Genomic DNA, 23,331 nt, shown 5'->3' with positions numbered 1-23,331 from the left:
AAGGCTCACTCGGGTTGCGGGTTCGCCGGACAAGGGTTGCATCTGGGCCAGGCGGACGGTTAGTCGCCGAGCTCTTTCATATAGTCCAGCACCCGCTCGGCCGTGGGGGCTGGAATCTCGCCGTGAATGCGCCCGTCTACGAGGAACACCGCGGTGTCGGCGTGAGAGGCGGCCACCGGATCGTGGGTGACCATCACTATGGTCTGGCCGAACCTGTCTACCGCTTGGCGCATGAACTCCAAGATGCCTGCGCCGGTGCGGGAGTCCAGGTTGCCGGTGGGCTCGTCGGCGAAGATTATCTCCGGTTTGGCGGCCATAGCCCGAGACACCGCCACCCGCTGCTGTTGGCCGCCCGACAGTTCGCTGGGCCTATGCGAGAGGCGGTCGCCCAGTCCCACGGTTGACACCACGGTGTCCAGCCAATCATGGTCGGGATCGCGTCGGGCCAGGCTCATGGGCAGGGTGATGTTCTCGATGGCCGTAAGCGTCGGCACCAGGTTGAAGGCCTGGAAGACGAATCCCAACCGGTCTCGACGCAGTTGGGTCAGCTCCCGGTCGCTCAGCGAGCTCAGCACTGTCTCGCCGATCAGTACTTGGCCGCTGGTAAGGGTGTCGAGGGCGGCCATGCAGTGCATCAAGGTCGATTTGCCCGACCCCGAAGGGCCCATGATGGCGGTGAATCGGCCCCGCTTGAAGCCTATGTCCACGCCGTCGAGTGCTCGGACCTCGGTGTCGTCGGCGCCGTAGACCTTCACCGCGGCCACTGCTCGGGCCGCCAAATGGGTTTTGACCGCGGCTGTCTCTTCGTCTGTGATGGTCAATGGAACGCTTTCCGCTGAATTCCGAGTAGGGGATGGGTCAGGGCTGGGCCACAACCCGCAGGTAGGGCTTTTGCTCGTCCCATCCGCCGGGGAACAGCTCGGAAGCCTCCTCATTGGAAAGGGCGGGCACGATGATCACGTCGTCGCCCTGCTGCCAGTTTACCGGGGTGGCCACCATCTTGGCCGATGTGAGCTGAAGCGAGTCGATCACCCGCAACACCTCGTCGAAGTTCCGGCCCGTGCTGGCCGGATAGGTGATGGTGAGCTTGACTGTGTTGTCGGGGTCGATCACGAACACCGAGCGCACCGTCATGGTGTCGCTGGCGTTGGGGTGGATCATGTCGTAGAGATCGGCCACCGTGCGGTCGGCGTCGCCGATCATCGGGAAGTTGGGGCGGATTCCCTGGGTGTCCTCGATGTCTTGCGACCAGGAGACGTGGTCGTCCACTGAGTCGCACGACAGTCCGATGACCTTCACATCGCGGGCTGTGAACTCCTCGGCCAACCTGGCCGTGTAGCCCAGCTCGGTGGTGCAAACCGGGGTGAAGTCCTTGGGATGGGAGAAAAGAACCGCCCAGGAGTCTCCCTTCCACTCGTGGAAGGAGATGGTTCCCTCAGTGGTGTCGGCGGTGAAATCAGGGGCGGTGTCGCCCAGTCGAATAGCCATTTGAGGCTCCTTGTTGGACTGCGACTCGTTGGAATGGGTCTCGGATTCGTTGGAATGAGTCTCGTACACTTTATCCGCTGTGGCCATACCTGACTAAGTAGGTCTGGATTATTTCCCCATTTAATTTCCCCAGACATAGGCGTAGGGTTCCATTGATGGACCAAGAGAACTCAGACCAGGGACCCACTGGCGGATGGCACAAGATCCTTGAGCCCGGCGAACTGCCCGATGGGCGGGTTCGCACCGTTACCGTGGGTCGCCACAGCTTGGCGGTCACCTGCCATCAGGGTGTCTTCGGCGCTTTGGACAACCGCTGCCCCCATCAGGGCGGGCCGTTGGGAGAAGGTTCGATAGAGAACGGCTGGCTGCGTTGTCCGTGGCACGGCTACGACTACAACCCCACAGATGGATCCCCTCCAAGGGGATTCGACGACGCCCCGGCTTGCTACCCGGTGCAGGAGCGCGACGACGGCGTGTACGTGGCGCTGCCCGCTGAGACGGCCCGGGTGCGCACGGTGTCGGACGTGATGGTCGAGACTTTGGTGAGCTGGGGAGTGAGGGCCGTGTTCGGGATGGTCGGCCACTCCAACCTGGGGTTCGCCGACGCGCTGCGGGAAGCCGAGCAGCGGGGCGATCTGCGCTTCTACGGCATCCGCCACGAGGGGGCGGCCTCGTTTGCCGCCACCGCCTACGGCAAGCTCACCGGAGGACTGGCCGCGTGCTTCGCCATCGCGGGGCCAGGGTCTACCAACTTGATGACCGGCCTCTACGACGCCAAGGTCGACCGGGCCCCAGTGCTGGCCCTGTGCGGCCAGGTGCCGTCGTCGGTTAGGGGAAGGGGCGCATTCCAAGATGTGGACTTGGAGGGTGCGTTTGCCGACGTGGCCGCGTACAACCAGACGGTGTCGGCCCGGTCAGACCACGCCGAACTTGTGAACCTGGCCTGCAAGACCGCGCTGGTGCAGCGCGACGTGGCTCTTTTGGTTATGCCCGATGAGGTGCAGGTGCAGCCGGCGGCCGATGGCGCCGCGTCGGGCGGCCCTGGGGGGAGGCTGGCTCGTCCCGAGATGCCCCCGTCCCCCGCGGCGCTGGACGCCGCAGTGGCTCGTGTCTCGGCCGCTGAGCGTCCCCTGTTCGTGCTGGGGGCGGGGGCTCGATTCGACGCGGCCGAGGTGGTGGGGCTGGCCGAGCAGCTTGGTGCGCCGATGGCCACCACGTTCAAGGCCAAGGGCCAGATCAGCGACCATCATGCGCTGGGATGCGGGGTGCTGGGCCGCTCGGGCACGCCCATCGCCAGCTGGTTCATGAACGAGAGCGACCTGATCGTGGCCTTCGGGGCGTCGTTCTCCAACCACACCGGCATAGCCCCCTACAAGCCCATCGTGCAGGTGGACTACGACCCGATGGCGCTGGGCCGGTTCCACCCGGTGGATGTGCCGGTGCTGGGCCATGTCGGGGTGACCGCCCGAGCGCTGGCCGAGCGGCTGGCCGCGGGGGCTTCGTGCGGCGACCACCGAGCCGAGGTGGCTGAGCGGTGGGCCATTTGGCGGCAGGAGAAGGCGTCCCGGCTGGCCGACAACCAGGGCCGGGGGGTCAGCTCCGCCGCGGTGTTCGACTCGCTGAGCCGGCTGTGCCCAGCCGATGCGGTGATCGCCGTGGACGTGGGCAACAACACCTACTCCTTCGGACGGTATTTCGAGACCCGGGCCCAGTCGGTGCTCATGTCGGGCTATCTGGGCTCGATCGGTTTCGGCTTCCCGGCGGCCATGGGAGCGTGGGCCGCAGTGGGGGACAGTCGTCCGATCATCAGCGTCAGCGGCGACGGCGGGTTCGGCCAATACGCCATGGAGCTGACCACCGCGGTGAAGTACAACATGGACATAACCCATGTGCTGCTGAACAACTCGCAGTTGGGCAAGATCTCCAAAGAGCAGCGGGCCGGCCGCTGGGATGTGTGGCAGACCGCCCTCCACAACCCCGATTTCGCCGACTACGCCAACCTCTGCGGTGCCCTCGGCCTCCGAGTCACCTCCGCTGGACAACTAGACGACACCCTGCAAACCGCCCTCTCCCACCCCGACCCCGCCCTAGTCGAGATCATCTGCGACCCCGACCTGGTTTAGGCCCTTTGCGGGGTCTTTGTGTTGGAGCAGGGAGTGGGGGATTCCAGAGGAAAAGGCGGCTGGCTTGAGGGCAGGATTACCTGTTCTCCCACCAGCAGAGTTCTTCGATTTCAATTGTAATTGCCTTGGACTCGCCGGTATCGGGGTCGACCCATGTCGTCTCGACAGTGCGGGCTGGGTCGCAGACCATGAATGGCTCGCCTGATTCTTTTTGGTTCTCGTAAGCCCGGTGCCAGTTCTCCCAGTTCTCAGCGTGGCCTTCGTCAGAGGTGTCGCTGGTGGGGTTGTTGATCACTACCGTGGCCCCGTCATCTGCCGGCTCATTGCCATTTTCAGCTGCCTCTTGGACCGCATTAGCCCACTCGTTGATCTTGTCCACATCTTCGTGGCTTTCCGCCCAAGCCGGGGCTTCGTGGGTCTGGGACTCGGAATCACCGTCGGTGGTTGTGGTCTCAATCGTTATGCTGTCGCCTGCTGGCGAAATGGTGACGACGTTGTCGCCGGTCGGACGCTCATCTATGACGTCTTGGGCCTCCTTTTCGGCAGAATCCTGAGACTGTCCGGCTTGGGGATCCTCGGCGGTTTGACCCTCTTGGGACTGGCTTGTTTGTTGCGGGGAAGTATCGGCAGGGGCAGGTTGTCCATTGGAGCAGCCGCCGGGCACCACTGGGGCGTCGATATTGAAGTGGCAGCGGTAGAAGTTGAGCAGCGACTCCTGTTGATGGATGAGATGGTCGCGCACGGATATGGGGTTCTGGGTTTCCTGGGCATTTGCATTTGCGCCCGCGAGAGCAACTAGCGCCAGGCTGATTGCCGCCATGGTTGCCAGAGCGCGGAAAGTCTATGTCGAATTGCCCATTCCCATGTTGACATCTCATCCCGGTTTTTTTCGTATCCAAAAACTTGTGGGGGTGCCGAGGCGTTTGAGGAGCCGGGGGATTCGGCCGTCTTCTAGCTCGGAGGTGGTGTCCTCTGGAGTGCCTACGGCTGCTTCCAGGACATCGTCTGGTTGGTCATCAATGTCGAATACCAGCGTCGAGTTTTCTCTCACCATGATCGGGGCCTCGAAGTCGGGTTCATCTTCATCGGGCTCTTCGGTCTCGATCAGTGCAGACTCCAGTGCGGCTCGAATCTCCTCCAACTCGAACTCGGTGGTGGTCAAGACCGACCGCAGCTTGCCCATTGGATTCTCGGAGAACTGCCGCAGCCGCTCGATCCACTCGTCCCGGTATTGCACATAAACGAGGTGCTGGCGGCGGGCGGTCTCGTAGTCGCTCTTGATCACCGCGAATACGGTCGCCTCTCCGGCCACGTGCATGGCGCTCAGCTCTGCTCTCATCACTGGCGAGGGGTGGCTGGCTATGGCCTCGCGCATCTTGGGGGCCAGCTCTTCGTGCCCGGCCATGAGTTCGTCGCGGCTGCCCAAGTCGATCTGGAGGCCGGAGGCATTAATAGTGCCTAGCACCTTCTGGTGGTTCTCGATCCAGGCCGACACCGTCAGCTCATATAGCCGATGCCAGGCAGCCAGACCTTCTTGGTTGGGCCAGGATATGTCGGCCTCGGGGGGAGCTTCCTCCGCCGGATACTCGACCAACTCGAGCCCGTGGGTACCGCTGTCGGCACGGTTGTCGCTTAGATCATCGTCGGCAGGCGGGGGCTCAGCTCGGCTGTCGAGCCGATCGGGCACGTTGCCCTGGGTCTCCGCATTTTCCTCTGGAACTGGGCCGGGGAAGATGTCCCACAACGCCCGCTTCTTTCGGGTGGCGAAGGCAACCACGGCACCAAGGAGACCGCAGCCCAGGATGATCAGTGCCGGAATCGCAAGCCCGGCGTTCACGGCTCGCCGACTGCGCTAGTAGCCAGCAGGCGTACTTGGGCGGTCGGCGCCGGGGTTGTGGCGGTGTGCTGGCGGCATGCCCAACAGGTGTCGCGCGCCGTCCCCCACCAGGTGACATCGCAACGGGGACACCACATGGTGGCCTTCCGTCGTGCCTTTGGCGCGAAAAGCCGAGTACGAGCCAGAACGGCCATGTCGTCCACACTAGGAGCGCGGCCAGCCGAGAATGTGGATATCCCGGATGTGCCCCCTGGCTCGTCGACCTGTCTAGCTCAAATCCGGGATTACGGGGCGGGTTCTTCCTCTGTGGCGGGGATGGTCAGCTCTTGGCCGACCTGGAGCAGATCGGCCACGATGATGTTGTTGGCCGCCTTGACCTCGTCGAGGGTCTTGCCGTACTGACTGGCAATCCCCAGCAGGGTTTCGCCCGCCGCCACGATGTGGGTGCGGTCGCCCGGCCGCACGGTGCCGTCGCTGTTGAGCACAACCGGCACATCCTGGGGGATCTCGATCTGCTGGCCAATGCTCAAGACATTGGGATTCTCCAAGTCGTTGACGGCGATGACCGCATTGAGGTCGGTGCCGAACTCGGAGGCGATGCTGGCCAGCGTGTCGCCCTCCTTGACCACGTAGATGAACGCCTCCGGCGTCGAGGTGGGTGTGGGGGTCGGGGGCGGAGTGGGGGTCAGGGCCTCGATGGTGGGCACGGCTGCGTCGTCGGAGTCCAATCCCAATGGGCGCTCTTCGGTGGAAGTCCCCCCTCCGCCGCCGCAGGCTGCCCCCACGACAGCCATCAGCAGTACCATCCAAAACATCCGTGTCTGGCGCATGGCGACACCTCCTCAACTGCCAGTGCCCGTCAACTTTACGCAACTTGACCCCAAAACCTAAAAAGCACTTCCTAGCGGGTCACAGCGGAGTGCTCGACACTGCGGCTAACCACGAGGCGAGCCGATGCTGGCAACATGGAGAAATGTCGGCAGTCGGCATTCTGGTCAATCCGCGTTCGGGCAGCGACGTGCGCCGCCTGCTCACCAGCGCGGGATCGTCGACCGTCGAGGACAAAGTCAGCATCTTGCGACGGCTCCTCCATGGAGCGGCCGAGGCGGGGGCAGAGCAGGCGGTGCTGACCCGGGATCCATTCTCCATCACCCGGCGGGCCACCGAGAACCTTCAGCTTTCCCTGAAGGTGACGTTTCTCGACCTGCCCCTGCACCACGACGAGCGTGATTCGGCGGATGCGGCTCAGGCCATGCGAGACGGGGGGTGCGGCTCGGTGGTCAGCCTGGGCGGAGACGGCACCAATCGGGCGCTGGCTTCAGGATGGCCCGACGCCCCGCTCATCCCGGTGTCCACCGGTACCAACAACGCCTTTCCCTTCCACATTGAGCCCACCGTGGCCGGTATGGCCGCGGGGCTCATCGCCACCGGAGCGGTGGACCTTGATGCTCACTCGTCTCGGGCCAAGGTGGTGGCGGTGGAGGTGAACGGTGGCGACTCCGACGCCGAAACCGACCTGGCCCTCGTCGATGCCATCGCGGTGGATGACCCCTATGTGGGTTCTCTGGAACTGTTCGATCCCGAAACCATGATGCTTGGCGTGTTGACCCGGGCCGACCCCGCCGCCATCGGATTCAGCGGCTTGGCGGGCACAGTGCTGCCCTGTGCCCCCGAAGAGGACCGGGGGGTGGTGCTGGAGTTCATTCCGCCGAGCCGGAATCCTGCTCGGCTGATTCGGGGAGCGCTGGCACCGGGTTGGTTCGCCTCGGTTGGTCTGGCCGCGAGCCGGTTCTTGGAACTCGATGTGTCCGTCGATGTGGCCGGGCCTTGTCTTTTGGCCTTCGACGGAGAGCGCAGCCGCCGCCTGCATCCCGACCAGACCGCTTCGCTGCGGGTGGTGCGCCAGGGGCCCCGAGTGATCGATGTGGGTTCAGTGGTGCTTTCTGGAGCTCGGGCAGGCGCGTTTGAGCGAGGCATGGGAGACTTGGGGGCATGAGTGCAGACATTGTCATCCGTGGGGGAACCGTGGTGGACGGAACAGGCGAGCCGGGTCGGGAGGCCGATGTCGCCATCACCGGGAACCGCATCAGCGATATCGGATCGGGGCTGTCGGGCCAGGTCGAGTTGGACGCCGGCGGCCAGGTGGTGGCCCCTGGATTCATCGACATCCATACCCACTATGACGCCCAAGTGTTCTGGGATCCGGCGCTGAGCCCGTCGTGCTACCACGGGGTTACCTCGGTGATCGCCGGCAACTGCGGCTTTTCGATAGCTCCCACCCGGCCCAATCACCAGGATCTCATCGCCCGCACCTTGGAGAACGTCGAGGACATGAACGTGGACAGCCTGGCTGAGGGCATCCCCTGGGATTTCGAGACGTTCCCCGAGTATCTGGACTCCATCTCCCGTCGGGGCATCGCCCTCAACTTCGGGGCCTACATCGGCCACACCGCCCTAAGGCTGTTCGTGGTGGGCGATGAAGCCTACGAGCGTGCCGCCACCGACGAAGAAGTGGCCCGCATGGTGGAGGTGGTGGCCGAGGCCATCGACGCCGGTGCGGCCGGGTTGGCCACCAGCTTTGCCATGACCCACCGCGGCGCCGACGGACTGCCCATACCCAGCCGATTCGCCACCCGGGATGAATTCGAGGCCCTCATCGGCGTGCTCGGCCAGAAGCGCCGGGGTGTGGTGTCGGTAGCTCCCGGCGAGCAGGTGGGCATCGACGATCTGTACACCTTGCAGCCCCAGGTGGGAGTGCCGTTCACCTACGGCGCGCTGCTGACGTTCCCCAACGGCAATCACAACAAGAGCGCGGCCCGCAACCGGGAAGCGTGGGAAGAGGGGATCCAGGTGTGGCCCCAGGTAACCCCCCGCCCGCTCACCTTCCAGATGGTGATGGCCGATCCGTTCACCCTCAACGTGAACCCCGAATTCGCCGCCCTGATGAGCGAGGACCGAGACACCCGGCTCAAGGCCTACGACGACCAGGACTGGCGCAACCGCACCGCCGAGGCCTTCGAGCACCAAAAGGCCATGCGGCCCCGGTGGGAGACGTTCCAGATCGCCGAGACATCCTCTAGGCCCGAGCTGATCGGGCGCCGGCTGACCGACGTGGCCGCCGAGCAGGGGGTGCGCCCCCTCGACGTGCTGCTCGACACCGCGGTGGCCGACAACCTGGCCACCCGGATCAGCTGCATCATCGCCAACGACGATCCCGAAGGGGTGGCCATGCTCTTGCAACAGGACGGCTGCACGCTGGGTTTGTCCGACGCCGGCGCCCACGTAGGCCAGCTTTGCGACGCCCCCCAAGCCACCGACTTCTTGGGCAATTGGGTGCGCGACCGCGAGCTCATGCCCGTGGAGAAGGCGGTGAGGAAGCTCTCCGCGGTGCAAGCCGAGCTGTTCAACCTGGTGGATCGGGGCTATCTGCGGGAGGGGGCCTATGCCGATGTGGTGGTGTTCGACCCCGACACGGTGGCGCCGGGGCCGCTGCGCCGTATCCGGGACTTCCCGGCCAACGCCGAGCGGCTCACCGCCGACGCCTCCGTGGGCATTACCCATGTGCTGGTAAACGGCACCCCCATCCGCCGCGACGGCGAAGCGGACCAGAGCGGTGTGGCCGCCCACCCCGGCGACATCCTGCGCCCCTCGGCCCGCTAGGCGTTCACCAAGAAATTGCCGAAACCCTCTGGCGCAGCCTGGGGGAGTGTGCCTAAGCTGGCACCGAACGCAAGAGCGACAGCGTGGTCGTTCCCACATGATGACGAGGAGATCGCCATGAGGGAAAGCACAGACTGGCGCGTCGAGCTGAACAGAGCAGGAGCAAGCCTGCAAGAGCTCTTGTCTGAGGGCATGCCCGCCGACAATCCCGAGCGCTGGGTGCAGCGCCTCGAAGACAAGCTCGGAGCGGTGAGCCGGGCGCTCACCGGGTTCTGCTCGGATTGCGATCTCGGCTTGTACGACGACTGCATCGAACTGGCCCCTCGGCTGGTGCCCCAGGTGAACAAGATCCGCTCCGAGCAGGTGCAGCTCCAAGCTTCAGTGCAAGAGCAGATCAAGCTGCTGCACACCCAACAGCCGGGTCCCGGCCTGCAACGGTCGATGAGGGCCATCGTCTTCAAGGTGGATCAGCTCAATCACCACGCCGTCGACTTGGTGTACAGCGCCTACGACACCGACCTCGGAGGACCGGGCTGACCCTTCCCCGGTGGGGAAAGTGCTGTTTCGCTGGGCGCTGACCCTTCCCCGGTGGGGAAAGTGCTGTTTCGCTGGGCGCTGACCCTCCCCCGGTGGGGAATCCTCAGAGCTGTCCGAACTGTCGGTCGCCGGCGTCGCCTAGTCCGGGCACGATGTAGGCCCGCTCGTTCAGACCCTCGTCGACCGCTGCGGTGAACAGGCGCACGTTGGGGGCGGCAGCTTCGAGTGCCGCTACTCCCTCGGGGGCGGCCAGCACGCACACCGCGGTGATGAGCCCCGCGTTGGCTGCGGCCATTCGCCCGCAGACATAGGCCAGAGATCCGCCGGTGGCCAACATCGGTTCGAGCACCAGCACGGCCTGGCCACCGAGATCATCGGGCACAGTGTTGAGATAGGGCTCAGGTTGGAGCGTCTCATCATTGCGCCGCACTCCAAGAAATCCCACTGCGGACTCAGGAAGCAGCTTCCGGGCCGCATTCAGCATTCCCAGTCCGGCCCGCAACACAGGCACAAGCAACGGGGGATCGTCGATTCGCACCCCGGAGGTCGGCGCCAGCGGGGTATCGACTTCTATGGCTGTTGTGGGAAGGTCGCGCCCGGATTCGTAGACCAGCAGCCCGCTCAACTCGTCAAGGGCCTGACGGAACACAGGTGAGGGGGTGTCGGCTCGGCGCAGTTCGGCCAGTCGGGCCTGCACCAACGGGTGTCTGACAACCGCAACCTCCATGGCCTCACCTTAGGCTTGTTCCGCCGGGTGTCCGGTTGTCGTGGCTCGGCCCTATCCTTTAGCGGGTGAGCGATCTGTTGGCTGCCGAACCCCCGAGCGAGGTTGCCGATGCCGTGGCCGGAGTACACATCACACCCGTAGACGAGGTGGGGCTGGAGCAGCGGGCCGCGGCCCTGTGTACCCGTTCGATCAAATCCACCTCCAAGGCGGCCGCTCTGGAATTGGCCATCCGGGTCATGGATCTCACCACCTTGGAAGGCGCCGACACCCCTGAGCGGGTCCAAGCCCTATGCGCCCGAGCCCGTCGCCCCGACGCCGCTGACTGGTCGGTGCCGCCGGTGGCCGCGGTGTGCGTATACCCAGAGCTCGTTCCAGTGGCCGCAGAGGCGCTGGCCGAGAGCCCGGTGGCGGTGGCCAGTGTGGCCGGGGGGTTTCCCGCCGGATTGGCCCCGCTGGAATCTCGTCTGGCCGAGGTCGCCTGGGCGGTAGCCGCCGGCGCCGACGAGGTGGACATAGTGTTGAATCGCTCGGCATTCCTGTCCGGGCAGTATCAGAAGGCCTACGACGAGATAGCCGCGGCCAAGAAAGCCTGCGGGTCGGCCCACCTCAAGGTGATCTTGGAAACCGGAGAGCTGGGCGCCTACGACCAGATCAAGCGGGCGTCCATGCTGGCCATGGTGGCCGGGGCCGACTTCATCAAGACCTCGACGGGCAAGATCGGCACCTCGGCCACCCCGCCAACCGCCCTGTGCATGGCCGAGGCCATCCGGGACATGGCCGAGCAAACGGGAAGGGCCGTGGGGCTCAAGCTGGCCGGGGGCATCCGCACCGCCAAGCAGGCCTGGCACTATCTGGTGATCGTGGGCGAGACGCTGGGACCGGGGTGGCTGACCCCGGAGCGGTTCCGGTTGGGGGCGTCCAGCCTGCTCAACGATGTGCTCATGCAGCGGGCCAAGCTGCGCGACGGCCGCTACCAGCGGCGGGAGGATTTGAGCGTTGACTGATTCATCTACCCCGGGCGCCAAGGTGGAGCTGGCCGGCAATTTCAACCTTGACTACGCGCCCGCTCCTGAGTCGACTGCTCCGGTGCGCGTGGACTCGCAGTACGGCCTGTTCGTGGGAGGCGAGATGGTGGCGCCGGTCACCGAACGGCTGGTTCCCACCATGAACCCGGCGACCGGCCAGAAGCTGTCCGAAGTCAGCGTGGCCGATGCCGTCGATGTGGATCGGGCGGTAGGCGCCGCCCGATCGGCCTGGGAGGGGGGCTGGCGCGACCTGCCCGGCGCCGAGCGGGCCAAGTACCTGTACCGGGTGGCCCGGCTGCTCCAGGAGCGGGCTCGGGAGTTCGCGGTGTTGGAGACCATGGACGGGGGGAAGCCCATCCGGGAGTCCCGCGACCTCGACATTCCGCTGGCCGCCGCCCACTTCTTCCACTACGCCGGTTGGGCCGACAAGCTCGACTACGCCTTCAGCGGCCGCCGGGCCGTGTCGCTGGGAGTGGCCGCCCAGATAATTCCGTGGAACTTCCCCCTGCTGATGGCGGCCTGGAAGCTGGCGCCCGCACTGGCCTGCGGAAACACCGTCGTTCTCAAACCGGCGCCAACCACCCCGCTGACCGCGCTGCTGCTAACCGAGGTGCTCCGCGACGCCGAGCTGCCTCCCGGCGTGGTAAATGTCGTGACCGGCGACGACGCCACCGGAGCAGCCCTGGTAGACCATCCCGGCGTGGACAAAGTGGCGTTTACCGGTTCGACGGAGGCGGGCCGGACCATCGGCGCCGCGTTGGCCGGGACCGGCAAGCGGCTCACGCTGGAGTTGGGGGGCAAGGCGGCCAACATTGTGTTCGACGACGCTGCCCTCGACCAGGTGACCGAGGGCATAGTCAACGGCATATATTTCAACGGCGGCCAGGTGTGCTGTGCCGGATCCCGCCTGCTGGTGCAGGAGAACGTGGCCGATGCTGTGGTCGGCAAGCTCCAACGGCGTATGGACACCCTGCGGGTGGGCGACCCGCTGGACAAGAACACCGACATCGGGGCCATCAACTCCCAGGCCCAGCTCAACCGGATCCGGGAATTGGTGGCCCACGGCGTGGCCGAGGGGGCCGATCTCTACACTCCGCCGTGCGTGTTGCCCGACCAGGGCTTCTTCCACCCGCCTGCCTTGTTCACCAACGTGTCCACCGCCCACCGCATCGCCCAGGAGGAGATCTTCGGCCCGGTGCTGTCGGTGCTCACCTTTCGCACCGCCTCCGAGGCGGTGGTCAAGGCCAACAACACGCCGTATGGATTGTCGGCCGGCATCTGGACGGAGAAGGGGTCGCGCATCTTGTGGATGGCCGACAAGATGAAGGCCGGGGTGGTGTGGGCCAACACCTTCAACCGGTTCGACCCGACCAGCCCGTTCGGCGGCTATCGGGAGAGCGGCTATGGCCGTGAGGGGGGCCGGGCGGGGCTGTTGCCCTATGTGGAGCTGGTGGCATGAGCGACCGGCTCGCGGTCAACAAGACCTACAAGCAGTTCATCGGCGGCGCATTCGAGCGATCGGAATCAGGCCGGTCGTATCCGGTGGTCGGGGCTGGGGGGCAGCTCTTGGCCTACGCCGTTCAAGGATCCCGCAAAGACGTTCGGGACGCAGTTGCGGCGGCCCGGTCGGCCCAGGAGGGCTGGGCGGGTCGCACGGCCTACAACCGGGGTCAGATCTTGTACCGAGTGGCCGAGGTCATGGAATCTCGCCGGGACGAGTTCTGCGCCGAGATTCTCAGGGCTGCCGATGGCTGCTCGCAGGCCGCCGCCGCCGAGGAGACGGCCTCGGCCGTAGACCGCTGGGTGTGGTACGCGGGCTGGGCCGACAAGTTCGCCACCGTGCTGGGCGGGGCGAACCCGGTAGCCGGCCCCTACTTCAACCTGAGCGTGCCCGAGCCGGTGGGCGTGGTGGGGATCGTGGCCGCCGACGAGCCGCCCCTGATCCCGCTGGTGTCCCGGCTGGCCCCGGTGATCGTGTCGGGCAATACCGCAGTGGTTCTGGCTTCGGAGCGCTGCCCGCTGGTGGCCGTCACCTTGGCTGAGGCACTGGCGCTGAGCGACGTCCCCGCCGGGGTGGTCAACATCATCACCGGCCGCCGCGACGAGTTGGTGCCCCCGCTGGCCGGTCATAGGGCGGTGGATGCGTTGGACCTCACCGGCTGCGGCTCAGAATTGGCCGTCGAAGCGGGCCGTCAAGCCGCGGCCAGCATCACCCGGGCGGTGAGCGCAGCGGTGGCCGAGCAGCAGTGGGCCGACGAGGCCGCCCAGAGCCCCTACCTCATCGACGCCTTCTGCGAGACCAAGACCGTCTGGCACCCCAAGGGAAGATGAACTCCACCCCGTTTGTGCTTGGCGTAGACCTCGACGGAGTGTGCGCCCAGCACACCAGGGCTTTCCGCAAGGTCGTGGCCCAGGAGCGGGGCGTGTCAGAGGAGTCGCTGACCCTGGAGTGCGGGTGGGGATTTCAGGAATGGGGGTTCGACGAAGGCGACTTCGAGACCTACCACCGGCGGGCGGTGGCGGAATACCGGATGCTGGCCGACATGCCGGCCATGCCCGGCGCCTCCCGAGCACTGTGGCGCTTGTCGGAGGCCGGGGTATGGATCCGCATCATCACCCATCGCCTGTACACCAACTGGGATCACGCCATCGCCGCGGGCGACACCGCAGAGTGGCTCGACAAGGCCAAGATCCCCTACCGCGACTTGTGCTTCGTGGGCGGCAAGACCGCGGTGGACGCCCATGTCTACATCGAAGACGCCCCCCACAACGTCGAGGCTCTCAGGTCCGAAGGGCGAACCGTGATCGTGTTCGAGCAGCCCTACAACCGAGATTTGGACCCGCCCCGGGCCGCATCGTGGGAAGAGGTGGAGGCCGCGGTGTACCACGAACTGGCCGCCCACCAGGGTTCGGTGCAGCACCAGCTCCCCACCTTCGACCCCAGCACCGACCGCCTCGGCGACCGCACTGCCTGATTTCGCTACTGGCCGGCCAGCCAGTCCGGGAGTTGGCGGATGTCGGTGAGCTCCACCCAACTGTCGTGGGGGGAGATGGCGGCGTGCTCCAGGTCCCAGGTGAGGTGGTAGGGGATGTGTACGCCCCGGCCGCCGAGGGCGACCACCGGCTCGATGTCGGAGCGCACCGAGTTGCCCACCATGGCGAAGCGGTTGATGTCGATGTCGTGGCGCTCGAACAGCCGGGCATAGGTGCCCTGGTCTTTCTCGGCCACGATCTCCACGGCGTCGAAGTGATCGGCCAGGCCCGAGGCCGCGATCTTGGCCTCCTGGTTCCATAAGTCGCCCTTGGTAATGAGCACCAGCCGGTAGTGGTGCTCCAGTTCGCGGATGGTGTCGGCCACCCCGTCGAGCAGTTCCACCGGGTGGGCGTGCATCTCCTTGGCCCAGCCAATGATGGTGTGGATCTCCTCTGCGGTGATCTGTCCCCCGGTGGCCTCGATGGCGGTCTCGATCATCGAAAGCACGAACCCCTTGATGCCGTAGCCGAAAATGGCCACGTTGTGGCGCTCTAGTTCGATCAGCCGCTCGTGGAAGTCCACATCGGGCAGGTAGCGGGCCACCAGGCGGGCCATCCGATCCTCGTAGTCGGCAAAGATCGACTCGTTGTGCCACAGAGTGTCGTCGGCGTCCAGGCCGACGGTGTCGATCATGTCCGGCTTGCCCCTAGAGGGCCAGGGGCCCGTACGCCGGCTTGATGACCTTGTTGATGATGTCCAGCCGCTCATCGAACGGGATGAAGGCGCTCTTCATGGCGTTGATGGTCAGCCACTGGATGTCAGACCAGTTGAAGCCGAACTCATCCACCAATTGCGCTACCTCTTGGGTCATGGAGGTTGCGCTCATCAGGCGGTTGTCGGTGTTGACCGTGATCCGGAACCGCAAGTCGCTCAGCACCTTGACGGGGTGTTCGGCGATGGACGGCGCCGCCCCGGTGTGGACGTTGGACGTGGGGCACAGCTCGAGCGGAATGCGCCGGTCTCGCACGAAGGCGGCCAGGCGGCCCAGGCGAGGGGTGCCCTCGGCGGCGAATTCGATGTCGTCCACGATGCGGACCCCGTGGCCGAGGCGCTCGGTGCCGCAGTACTGCACTGCCTCCCAGATGGACGGCGGGCCGTACGCCTCCCCAGCGTGGATGGTGAAGTGGAAGTTCTCCCGCTGGATCAGGTGGAAGGCGTCCAGGTGGCGGGTGGGCGGGTTGCCGGCCTCGGCGCCGGCGATGTCGAAGCCGACGACGCCGTTGTCGCGGTGGCGGATGGCCAGCTGCGCGATCTCCAGCGACCGGGCCGCGGTGCGCATGGCGGTGAGCAGGGTGCCGATGCGTATGGCCCGGTTGGCGCTGCCCGCCTCGAAGCCGGCGACCACGGCCTCCACCACCTCGTCCAGGCTGAGGCCGGCCTCGGTGTGCAACTCGGGGGCGAACCGGACCTCGGCGTAGACCACGCCATCGTCGGCGAGGTCTTCGGCGCACTCAGCCGCCACCCGCTCCAAGGCGTCGTGGGTCTGCATGACCCCCACGGTGTGGGCGAACGTCTCCAAGTAGAGGGTGAGGTCGAGGCGGCTGGCCCCTCGAACCATCCAGCGGGCCAGCTCGTCGGCGTCGGTGGTGGGGAGGTTGGGGTAGCCGGTTTCCCCAGCCAGCTCGACCACAGTCTGCGGCCGCAGGCCTCCGTCCAGGTGGTCGTGCAGCAACACCTTGGGGGCTGCCCGTACTTCTTCGACTGTCGGGTGTATCACTGGCTCAAGGCTACGCAATCCGGCTGGCGATCAGGCGGCGAGGCTCAGGAGCGGTGTCGGATATGGACAAGGCCGACGAAAGGGCCTCGTGGGCGGCGAGCAGGCGAGAAGGGTCGTCGGTGTGTAGTTCGGCGATGACCTCGCCGGCGGACACCCGGTCGCCATGCACGCGCCGCAGTCGCACTCCGGCCACCGCCGACACATCGTCCTCCTTGCGGGCCCGACCGGCGCCCAGCCGCCAGGCGGCCACCCCGACAGCCAAGGCGTCTATGCGGCTGATGTGCCCACTGGCCGGCGCCGTCCAGTGATCCACCTCCGGGGCCATGGGCAAGGGGGCGCGGGGATCGCCGTCTTGGGCCTCAACCATCTTCCGCCAGAAGTCCATGGCCCGACCAGAGGCCAGCACCGCCTCAGGATCGGCGTCGAGTCCGGCGACGTCGACCATTTCTCCGGCCAGGGCCAAAGTCACCTCCACCAAGTCGGCAGGACCGCCGCCGGCCAGCGTTTCAACCGACTCGGAAACTTCTAGGGCGTTGCCCGCGGCCAGTCCGAGCGGCTGGTCCATTTCGGTGAGCAGCGCCACGGTGCTCACCCCGTGGGAGCGGCCCAAGCCCACCATGGTTCGGGCCAGTTCCTCTCCGTCGGCCGGGTCGGGCAAGAAGGCCCCCGAGCCGAACTTCACGTCCAGCACCAGCCCGGCGGTGCCCTCCGCGATTTTCTTGGACATGATCGAGCTGGCGATAAGCGGAATCGACGCCACCGTGCCGGTCACATCCCGCAGGGCGTACATCACCCGGTCGGCCGGGGCCAGATCAGCGGTGGCCGCCGCGATCACCGCCCCCACTTCGGCTAGCTGGGCTAGGAACTGGTCGTGGCTCAGGGTGGCCCGCCAGCCGGCGATGGCCTCCATCTTGTCGAGCGTGCCGCCGGTGTGGCCCAGGCCCCGGCCGGAGAGCTGCGGCACTGCGGCGCCGCAGGCCGCCACCAGCGGGCACAGCACCAGCGACACCTTGTCTCCCACCCCGCCGGTGGAGTGCTTGTCGACCGTGGGGCGCCCCAGGCCTGACAGGTTGAGCCGTTGCCCGCTTTGGATCATGGCCGCGGTCCAGGTGGCCAGCTCGCGAGGTGCCATGCCCCGCCACACAATGGCCATGAGCAGGGCGGCGGCCTGTTCGGCGGGGATGGACCCTGAGGTGACCCCGTCGATGAACCAGTTGATCTCCTCGTCGCTCAGCTCACCGCCGTCGCGCTTGGCGACGATGAGATCGACGGCGTTCACGCTGGCTCCTGGAAGCGAAGTGTCTGTGCGAAACTCAAGTCAGAACAGTTCACGGCAGGTCGTCGGGGCCGAAGGCGCCGGGGAGCAGGCGGCCCACGGTGTGGGTCTCGTTTACCAGGCAGCTTGCCCCGCCCGCCTCATAGAGCAGTTGGCGGCAGCGTCCGCACGGGGTGAGCGGGTTCCCGTCGCCGTCGGTCACCGCCACCGCCACCAGGCGGCCGCCTCCGCTGCGGTGCAGGTCGCCCACCAGGCCGCATTCCGCGCACAGCGTGAGGCCGTAGGAGGCATTCTCCACGTTGCACCCCGACACCATCCGGCCGTCGTCGGCCAGGGCGGCCGCTCCCACCGACAGGTTCGAGTACGGGGCATAGGCTCCCGCCGAAGCCTGTCGGGCCGCGGCCCATAGCTCGTCCCAAGGGATCTCCTGCGTTGCGCTCATCTGGCCTCTTTCCGGCTACCTGCTCCGGTGGAAGGGTTGGCCTGCGGCCGCCGGTGGGATCGACCGGCCCACCGCCCCGGCCACCACCACCAAAGTGACCACGAACGGTAGGGCCTGGAGGAATTCGCTGGGAATCTCGAAACCGCTCACCTCAACCCCCAGTAACTGGAGGCGGGTGCCCAGCGCTCGGGAGAACCCAAACAGCAGCGCCCCGCCGAACGCCCCCCACGGGGTCCACTTTCCGAAGATCAGTGCCGCCAAAGCGATGAACCCGGCGGCGTTGGTTATGTTGTCCTCGAACCGGGCCTGCGACTCCATCGAGAACCACGCTCCGGCCAGGCCAGCGATCAACCCGCCGAGGATCACCGACTGGTAGCGGATCCGCACCACATTCACTCCCAGGGTCTCTGCCGCGTGGGGGTTCTCGCCGCATGATCGCACCCTCAGCCCCCAGGGCGTGCGGAACATCACCACCCAGGTGCCGATCACCACCAAATACATCATCCAGTAGATGGGTTTGCCCCGGAAGAGCTGGTCGCCGATCACCGGGATCTGCGACAGCAGGGGCAAGCCGAATTCGGAGGTGCCCACGCCGGTGGTGATGCCGGTCTTGACGATCACCTGTGAGCGCAGGAAACCGGTCAGCCCCAAGGCGAACAGGTTTATCACCACCCCACCCACGATCTGATTTACTCCGAAGCGGATGGACAGCACGGCGAGGAGGGCGGCCACCAGGCCGCCGGCCAGCACCGAGATGAGGATCGAGAACCACAGCCATCCGGTGGACTGGGCATCTCCGATGGTGGCGTAGGTCATGTAGCCGATGCCTGCGCCGGCCAACATGGTGCCCTCGATGCCGATGTTGATGATGCCTGAGCGCTCGCACCACAAACCGGTCATCGCCCCCAATGCCAGCGGGGTGGCCAGCACCAGCGACTCGTTGAACAAGTTCACGATGTTGGTGCTGGGGTTGTCGGACAAGGCCAGGCTGAGCACCAGCACCAGCGGAACCAGGGCCACCGCGCTCAACAGCCGGGCCGGGCTGGCCCACCGCCGGGCCGCGGGCGGAGCGAATCCCAGCACCGCAGTGAGCACCAGCAGCACGCCGATGGCCGTCACCCATGTCGGGGCATGGAAACCGATTCCGGCCGGGTCGGGGGGGGGCTCGAAATTGAATCTCCGGTCGGCGCCGCTGATAGCGGGGGCCACGCCGGCGATCAGCGCCACGCCCAGGAGCCCGAACACCAGCCCTGACACCGACTGGCGATTCAGGCCAACCCGCTCCGAAGCGCCGGTCGCGCCCGCGGCGTGCTCCACGGTGGTCACAGGCTTCTCCGGGGTTGACCCGGCAAGTCCGGCATCAGAACAGTGCTCAATATGGGCCCGAACATGGTCACACCGCCCCCTCTATGGATGTGGCCTTGAACGGGCTCTGGTCGAGTTCGCGCACCCGGAACAGGTAGCGGACGATGGCGTCAGCGGCCACGAACAGCAGCACCATGGCCTGAATGATCCGCACCACGTCGATGGACACGTCGGCCTCCTGCTGCATCAGCGGCGCCCCCGACAGCATCGACCCCCAGAGCAGGGCGGCGGCGATTATGGCCACCGGGTTGGTGCGGGCCAACAGGGCGATGGCGATGCCGTCAAACCCCATAAGGAAGAACGTGCCCGGCTGGAAGAAGCCGTTGGTGCCCGAGATCTCCGAGGCGGCGGCCAGCCCGGCGAACGCCCCCGACGCGGCCATGGAGGCCACGATGACCCGATTCACGTTGATTCCCGCGTAGTGGGAGGCATGGGGGTTCAATCCCACTGTGCCCACCTCGAATCCGAACGTGGTGCGGTTCAGCACGAAGGCGACCACGAAGCAGACCCCTATCAAGGCGAACAGGCCGACATGGAGAGTGGGCTGGCTGTCCACCAACTCGGGCAGGACTGCGGTGTCGGAGATGGGTTCGGTGCGGGGAACGGTGCTGTCGGTGTCCCGCAGCACCACCGGATCGCGGGAGTTGACCATCCAGCGGACTCCGAATAGCACCAAGGAGTTGAGCATGATGGTGCTGATCACCTCATGGGCCCCGGTCTTGGCCCGCAGCACGCCGGGGATCCCGCCCCAGATGGCGCCGCCCAGCGTGCCGGCGATGAGGATCAGCGGAATGGCCACGATTCCGGGCAGGTCAGACATCCATGACAGCGCGCCGACAAAGGCCGCGGTAACCCCACCGGCCAGCAACTGTCCCTCGGCGCCGATGTTGAACAGACCGGCCCTGAAGGCGAAGGCCAAGGCCAGGGCCGACCCGATGAACGGCACTGATCGGGCCACCGACCCCGCGATCTGGTCGCCTCCCCCCACCATGCCCCGCAGCAGGGCCCAATAGGCCTCAAAGGGGTTGACGCCGATGATCGAGATGAGCACTCCGCCGACCACGAACGACAACAAGATGGCGTAGAGCGACACATACAGCGGCTGGAGCCGCCATGCCTCGGTGAGGAAGCGGTGGAGCCGCCCGGCCGCCCGGCCGACCCCGTCGTTGGCGTTGCCGACGCCGCTCACGACTGGTCTCCTGCTGTTCCAGTGGCCATGAGCAGGCCGAGCTCCTCCCGGGTGGCGTCTGCTGCCTCCACCGTTCCGGCCAGCCGGCCCCGATAGAGCACGCCAATCCGGTCGGACAGCGACAAGATCTCGTCCAACTCGGCCGAAACCAAAAGCACCGCCACTCCTCGGTCGCGCAACTCGATGATCTTGCGGTGTATGAACTCAATCGAGCCCACATCAAGGCCTCGGGTGGGCTGGGCCACTACCAGAGCCCGCAGGTTGCCGGTGAGCTCCCGGGCCACGATCACCTTTTGCTGGTTGCCCCCCGACAGGGTGTCGATGGCGACGTCCACCCCCGGGGTGCGAACGTCAAACTGCTCCACCAACTCTGCCGCCTCTGCATTGATGGCCGCGGAGTTCCGCACCCCGTGGCGGGCGAACTGGCGGTGGTGGTATCGATTCAGCACCATGTTGTCGGCGATGGTGTATTGGGCCACCACACCGTGCTTGCTGCGGTTCTCAGGCACGTGGGCCACACCCAGCTCGTTGATCTTCCGGGGGCTCCAGGCTGTGGTGTTCTTGCCGAGGATCTCAATACGGCCCCCGGTGGCCGGACGCATTCCGCAGACGGCCTCAACCAGCTCCCGCTGTCCGTTGCCCTCCACCCCGGCGATTCCGAAGATCTCACCGGCCCTGACCTCCGCAGCGAAGCCGCTGACTGTTTCCACCCCCCGGTCGTCGGAAACCCGGAGACCTTCAATCCGCATCACCGACTCGCCTGGATTGGGCTCGTCCTTCTCCACCCGGAACACCACGTCCCGGCCCACCATCAGATTGGCCAGCGACTGCTGGGTGGCGCCATCGGCGGTGGTAGTTCCCACCACCCGGCCGGCCCGCAACACGGTTATGCGGTCGGCGACGGCTAGCACCTCGCGCAGCTTGTGGGTGATGAAGATGATCGACTTGCCCTGGCCGGTAAGGCTCTCCACCACCCCGAAGAAGTCGTCCACCTCGCCCGGGGTGAGCACGGCGGTGGGCTCGTCGAGGATCAAGATGTCGGCGTCGCGGAACAGGGCCTTGACCAACTCCACACGCTGCTGCTCGCCCACTGACAGGTCGCCCACGGTGGCGTCGGGGTCCACGGCCAGTCCATAGCGCTCGGCCAAGCTGTCGATTCTGCGGCGGGCGGTGTCCAGATCGAGGAACGCACCCCGGGTGACCTCGTTGCCCAGGATGATGTTCTCGGCCACGGTGAACACCGGGATGAGCTGGAAGTGCTGGTGGACCATGCCGATGCCCTGGGCAATAGCCTCGCCCGAATCCGCGAAGGACACCTCTTGTCCCCGGACGCGGATCGTGCCCCGGTCGGGCCGGTGCAGCCCGAAGACCATGTTCATCAGAGTGCTCTTGCCCGCGCCGTTCTCGCCGAGCAGGCAGTGGATCTCACCTTGGTTCAGGGTGAGGCTGACGTCGTCGTTGGCAATCACCCCCGGGAAGGCCTTGGTGACGCCCTCAATCTCCAGTACCGGAGAATCAGCGCCAACGCTTGCCTGAGCCATGCGCTGCCAAGACTACGACAAAAAACAATTGCCGACCGCGAAAGGCGGCGGCTGATGCCAGACCAGCCGCCGCCCCTCGTCGAGCTATCCCGAGATCGGTCAGTCGCAGGCGGAGCCCTCGCCCAAGAACAGGCCGTCGATGCCGCACACCCCGGTGGTGATGCTGCCTTCGGCCAGTCCGGCCCGCACCTGCTCCACGGCGGCCGCGGCCTCAGCACTCACCATGGCGTCGTGGAACGGGGCGTAGGTGATGCCCAGGTTCTCGGCGGTCAGTACGAACACCCCACCGGCGAACGTGCCTTCGATCGCTGCTCCGATGTTGCGCAACACCGACAAGTCCACCCGCTTGATGGCCGAACTGGCCAGGTACTCCGAGCCGGGGGCGGTGCCGCCGTTGAAGGTGGTGTAGTACTCGTCTTGGTCCACGCCGATGCCCCAGGCCCCGGCCTCGGCGGCGGCCTTCACCCCGCCGGAGCCGGTGGGACCGCCCGCGCCGAAGATCACGTCGGCGCCATCGCCGATGAACTGCTGGGCGTCGGATGCGCCCTTGGCCGGATCGGTGAAGCTCTCGTTGTACACCGACAGCACCTGGATGTCGGGGTTGATGTACTTGGCGCCGGCCTCATAGCCGTTGGCGAACTTAACCACGGGAGGAACGTCCTCTCGTCCGGCCACCACGCCGACCACGCCCGACTCGCTGAGCGAGGCAGCCAGCGCGCCGGCGATGAAGCCGCCCTCGTGCTCGTTGAACAGCACACCCACATAATTGGCGGGGTAATCCATCTGGAACTGGTCGATGCCGATGTAGTTGATATCCGGGTTTTCCTCGGCTGCGGCCAGTGTGTCGGTGCCGAGCAAAAAGCCCACAGTGATGAGCACGTCGGGGTTCTCGCTGGCCGAGGTGTTCAGGTTGGCGTCGTAGTCGGCTTCCGAGGCGGTCTCGATGACGCTGGTGCCCTCGATGCCGAAGCACTCGGCGGCGGCAACCATGCCCTCATAGGCGAACTGGTTGAAGGTGCCATCGTCCACCTTGCCGATATCGGTGACCATGTTCACCTGGAAGCCATCGGGGGCCTGGATCCCGCCCCACGCCTCGCATTCCTCTTCCAATGTGATCAGAGCCCCTGAGGGCGCCTCTGTCGCTGGGGCCTCGGTGGGCTCGGGGGCCGGTGCCTCGGTGGGCGCTGGGGCCTCGGTGGGCTCGGGGGCCGGTGCCTCGGTGGGCGCTGGGGCCTCAGTGGCCGCTGGGGCTGAATCCGAATCGTCGTCGTTGCCACAGCCTGCGGCCACTAGAGCCACCGAAAGCAGCGCCGCCAGCAATAGCCAGAATTTCTTGTGCATCTGAACCCCTCCGTCTGATGCCGGTTGGT

General features: G+C 66.1%; 22 protein-coding genes. 8 read left to right on the top strand and 14 right to left on the bottom strand.

The window, feature by feature from the left end:
- Window positions 1-59: 59 nt before the first annotated feature.
- Window positions 60-821 carry an ABC transporter ATP-binding protein gene (locus ACOGXA_RS10545; protein ID WP_419923830.1) on the bottom strand — a complete coding sequence of 254 codons (762 nt, stop codon included), beginning with the start codon at window positions 819-821 and terminating at the stop codon, window positions 60-62.
- 37 nt (window positions 822-858) lie between these two features.
- Window positions 859-1,488, bottom strand: a complete 630-nt coding sequence (locus tag ACOGXA_RS10540; protein WP_419923829.1) for a peroxiredoxin — start codon at window positions 1,486-1,488, stop codon at window positions 859-861.
- Window positions 1,489-1,643: 155 nt separating this feature from the next.
- On the opposite strand from ACOGXA_RS10540, the gene ACOGXA_RS10535 reads away from it, so the two are divergent.
- Entirely contained in the window at window positions 1,644-3,611 is a 1,968-nt protein-coding gene (locus tag ACOGXA_RS10535; RefSeq protein WP_419923828.1) for a thiamine pyrophosphate-binding protein, read from the top strand.
- Between the two features lie 76 nt (window positions 3,612-3,687).
- On the opposite strand, the gene ACOGXA_RS10530 is transcribed toward ACOGXA_RS10535, so the two are convergent.
- The 3 genes from ACOGXA_RS10530 to ACOGXA_RS10520 form a co-directional block, all read right to left on the bottom strand.
- Entirely contained in the window at window positions 3,688-4,431 is a 744-nt protein-coding gene (locus ACOGXA_RS10530) for a hypothetical protein (RefSeq protein ID WP_419923827.1), read from the bottom strand.
- A 54-nt stretch (window positions 4,432-4,485) separates the two neighbouring features.
- Window positions 4,486-5,388 carry a hypothetical protein gene (locus tag ACOGXA_RS10525; protein WP_419923826.1) on the bottom strand — a complete coding sequence of 301 codons (903 nt, stop codon included), beginning with the start codon at window positions 5,386-5,388 and terminating at the stop codon, window positions 4,486-4,488.
- A gap of 344 nt (window positions 5,389-5,732) precedes the next feature.
- The gene (locus tag ACOGXA_RS10520) at window positions 5,733-6,242 is read right to left on the bottom strand and encodes a LysM peptidoglycan-binding domain-containing protein (protein WP_419923825.1); all 510 of its coding nucleotides are present in this window, start codon (window positions 6,240-6,242) and stop codon (window positions 5,733-5,735) included.
- A 179-nt stretch (window positions 6,243-6,421) separates the two neighbouring features.
- On the opposite strand from ACOGXA_RS10520, the gene ACOGXA_RS10515 reads away from it, so the two are divergent.
- The 3 genes from ACOGXA_RS10515 to ACOGXA_RS10505 all read left to right on the top strand — a co-directional run bounded on the left by ACOGXA_RS10515 (window position 6,422) and on the right by ACOGXA_RS10505 (window position 9,645).
- On the top strand, window positions 6,422-7,444 hold the full coding sequence (locus ACOGXA_RS10515; protein WP_419923824.1) for an NAD(+)/NADH kinase: 1,023 nt from the start codon (window positions 6,422-6,424) through the stop codon (window positions 7,442-7,444).
- A complete protein-coding gene (locus ACOGXA_RS10510) occupies window positions 7,441-9,108 on the top strand; it encodes an N-acyl-D-amino-acid deacylase family protein (protein ID WP_419923823.1) in 1,668 nt (555 codons plus the stop codon). Before ACOGXA_RS10515 ends, ACOGXA_RS10510 begins: the two co-directional genes overlap by 4 nt.
- A 117-nt stretch (window positions 9,109-9,225) precedes the next feature.
- A complete protein-coding gene (locus ACOGXA_RS10505; RefSeq protein WP_419923822.1) occupies window positions 9,226-9,645 on the top strand; it encodes a hypothetical protein in 420 nt (139 codons plus the stop codon).
- A gap of 103 nt (window positions 9,646-9,748) precedes the next feature.
- Here ACOGXA_RS10505 and upp read toward each other — a convergent pair whose 3' ends face one another.
- The gene (upp, locus tag ACOGXA_RS10500; RefSeq protein WP_419923821.1) at window positions 9,749-10,372 is read right to left on the bottom strand and encodes a uracil phosphoribosyltransferase; all 624 of its coding nucleotides are present in this window, start codon (window positions 10,370-10,372) and stop codon (window positions 9,749-9,751) included.
- A 77-nt stretch (window positions 10,373-10,449) separates the two neighbouring features.
- Between upp and deoC the strand changes: the two genes are divergently transcribed.
- Genes deoC through ACOGXA_RS10480 form a run of 4 tightly spaced genes read left to right on the top strand, consistent with a single transcriptional unit; the run spans window position 10,450 to window position 14,372 of the window.
- Window positions 10,450-11,376 (top strand): deoxyribose-phosphate aldolase, encoded by a 927-nt coding sequence (gene deoC / locus ACOGXA_RS10495; RefSeq protein WP_419926972.1) that lies wholly within the window; start codon window positions 10,450-10,452, stop codon window positions 11,374-11,376.
- Window positions 11,377-11,404: 28 nt separating this feature from the next.
- Window positions 11,405-12,856 carry an aldehyde dehydrogenase family protein gene (locus tag ACOGXA_RS10490; RefSeq protein ID WP_419926971.1) on the top strand — a complete coding sequence of 484 codons (1,452 nt, stop codon included), beginning with the start codon at window positions 11,405-11,407 and terminating at the stop codon, window positions 12,854-12,856.
- Window positions 12,853-13,728, top strand: a complete 876-nt coding sequence (locus tag ACOGXA_RS10485) for an aldehyde dehydrogenase family protein (RefSeq protein WP_419923820.1) — start codon at window positions 12,853-12,855, stop codon at window positions 13,726-13,728. The genes ACOGXA_RS10490 and ACOGXA_RS10485 overlap by 4 nt, the downstream gene beginning before the upstream one ends.
- A complete protein-coding gene (locus ACOGXA_RS10480) occupies window positions 13,725-14,372 on the top strand; it encodes a 5' nucleotidase, NT5C type (RefSeq protein ID WP_419923819.1) in 648 nt (215 codons plus the stop codon). Before ACOGXA_RS10485 ends, ACOGXA_RS10480 begins: the two co-directional genes overlap by 4 nt.
- A 5-nt stretch (window positions 14,373-14,377) precedes the next feature.
- Here the strand turns inward: ACOGXA_RS10480 and ACOGXA_RS10475 are convergent, their stop codons facing one another.
- The 8 genes from ACOGXA_RS10475 to ACOGXA_RS10440 form a co-directional block, all read right to left on the bottom strand.
- A complete protein-coding gene (locus ACOGXA_RS10475) occupies window positions 14,378-15,064 on the bottom strand; it encodes an HAD family hydrolase (RefSeq protein WP_419923818.1) in 687 nt (228 codons plus the stop codon).
- A 13-nt stretch (window positions 15,065-15,077) separates the two neighbouring features.
- Window positions 15,078-16,148, bottom strand: coding sequence for an adenosine deaminase (locus tag ACOGXA_RS10470; RefSeq protein ID WP_419923817.1), 1,071 nt, complete (start codon window positions 16,146-16,148; stop codon window positions 15,078-15,080).
- A gap of 10 nt (window positions 16,149-16,158) precedes the next feature.
- On the bottom strand, window positions 16,159-17,427 hold the full coding sequence (locus ACOGXA_RS10465) for a thymidine phosphorylase (protein ID WP_419923816.1): 1,269 nt from the start codon (window positions 17,425-17,427) through the stop codon (window positions 16,159-16,161).
- Between the two features lie 49 nt (window positions 17,428-17,476).
- The gene (locus ACOGXA_RS10460) at window positions 17,477-17,866 is read right to left on the bottom strand and encodes a cytidine deaminase (RefSeq protein WP_419923815.1); all 390 of its coding nucleotides are present in this window, start codon (window positions 17,864-17,866) and stop codon (window positions 17,477-17,479) included.
- Between the two features lie 15 nt (window positions 17,867-17,881).
- Window positions 17,882-19,192, bottom strand: a complete 1,311-nt coding sequence (locus ACOGXA_RS10455; protein WP_419923814.1) for an ABC transporter permease — start codon at window positions 19,190-19,192, stop codon at window positions 17,882-17,884.
- Window positions 19,193-19,259: 67 nt separating this feature from the next.
- Window positions 19,260-20,420 carry an ABC transporter permease gene (locus ACOGXA_RS10450; protein WP_419923813.1) on the bottom strand — a complete coding sequence of 387 codons (1,161 nt, stop codon included), beginning with the start codon at window positions 20,418-20,420 and terminating at the stop codon, window positions 19,260-19,262.
- Window positions 20,417-21,961: an ABC transporter ATP-binding protein gene (locus ACOGXA_RS10445; RefSeq protein WP_419923812.1), complete on the bottom strand. Its 1,545-nt coding sequence runs from the start codon at window positions 21,959-21,961 to the stop codon at window positions 20,417-20,419. The genes ACOGXA_RS10450 and ACOGXA_RS10445 overlap by 4 nt, the downstream gene beginning before the upstream one ends.
- Before the next feature lie 99 nt (window positions 21,962-22,060).
- Window positions 22,061-23,302 (bottom strand): BMP family ABC transporter substrate-binding protein, encoded by a 1,242-nt coding sequence (locus tag ACOGXA_RS10440; protein WP_419923811.1) that lies wholly within the window; start codon window positions 23,300-23,302, stop codon window positions 22,061-22,063.
- Between the last annotated feature and the right edge of the window lie 29 nt (window positions 23,303-23,331).

It is taken from the genome of Candidatus Poriferisocius sp. (assembly GCF_965208475.1).
Lineage (GTDB): Bacteria > Actinomycetota > Acidimicrobiia > Acidimicrobiales > Bin134 > Poriferisocius.
The sequence above is the reverse complement of the archived record's forward strand: the minus strand, read 5'-3'. Positions and strand labels throughout refer to the sequence as shown.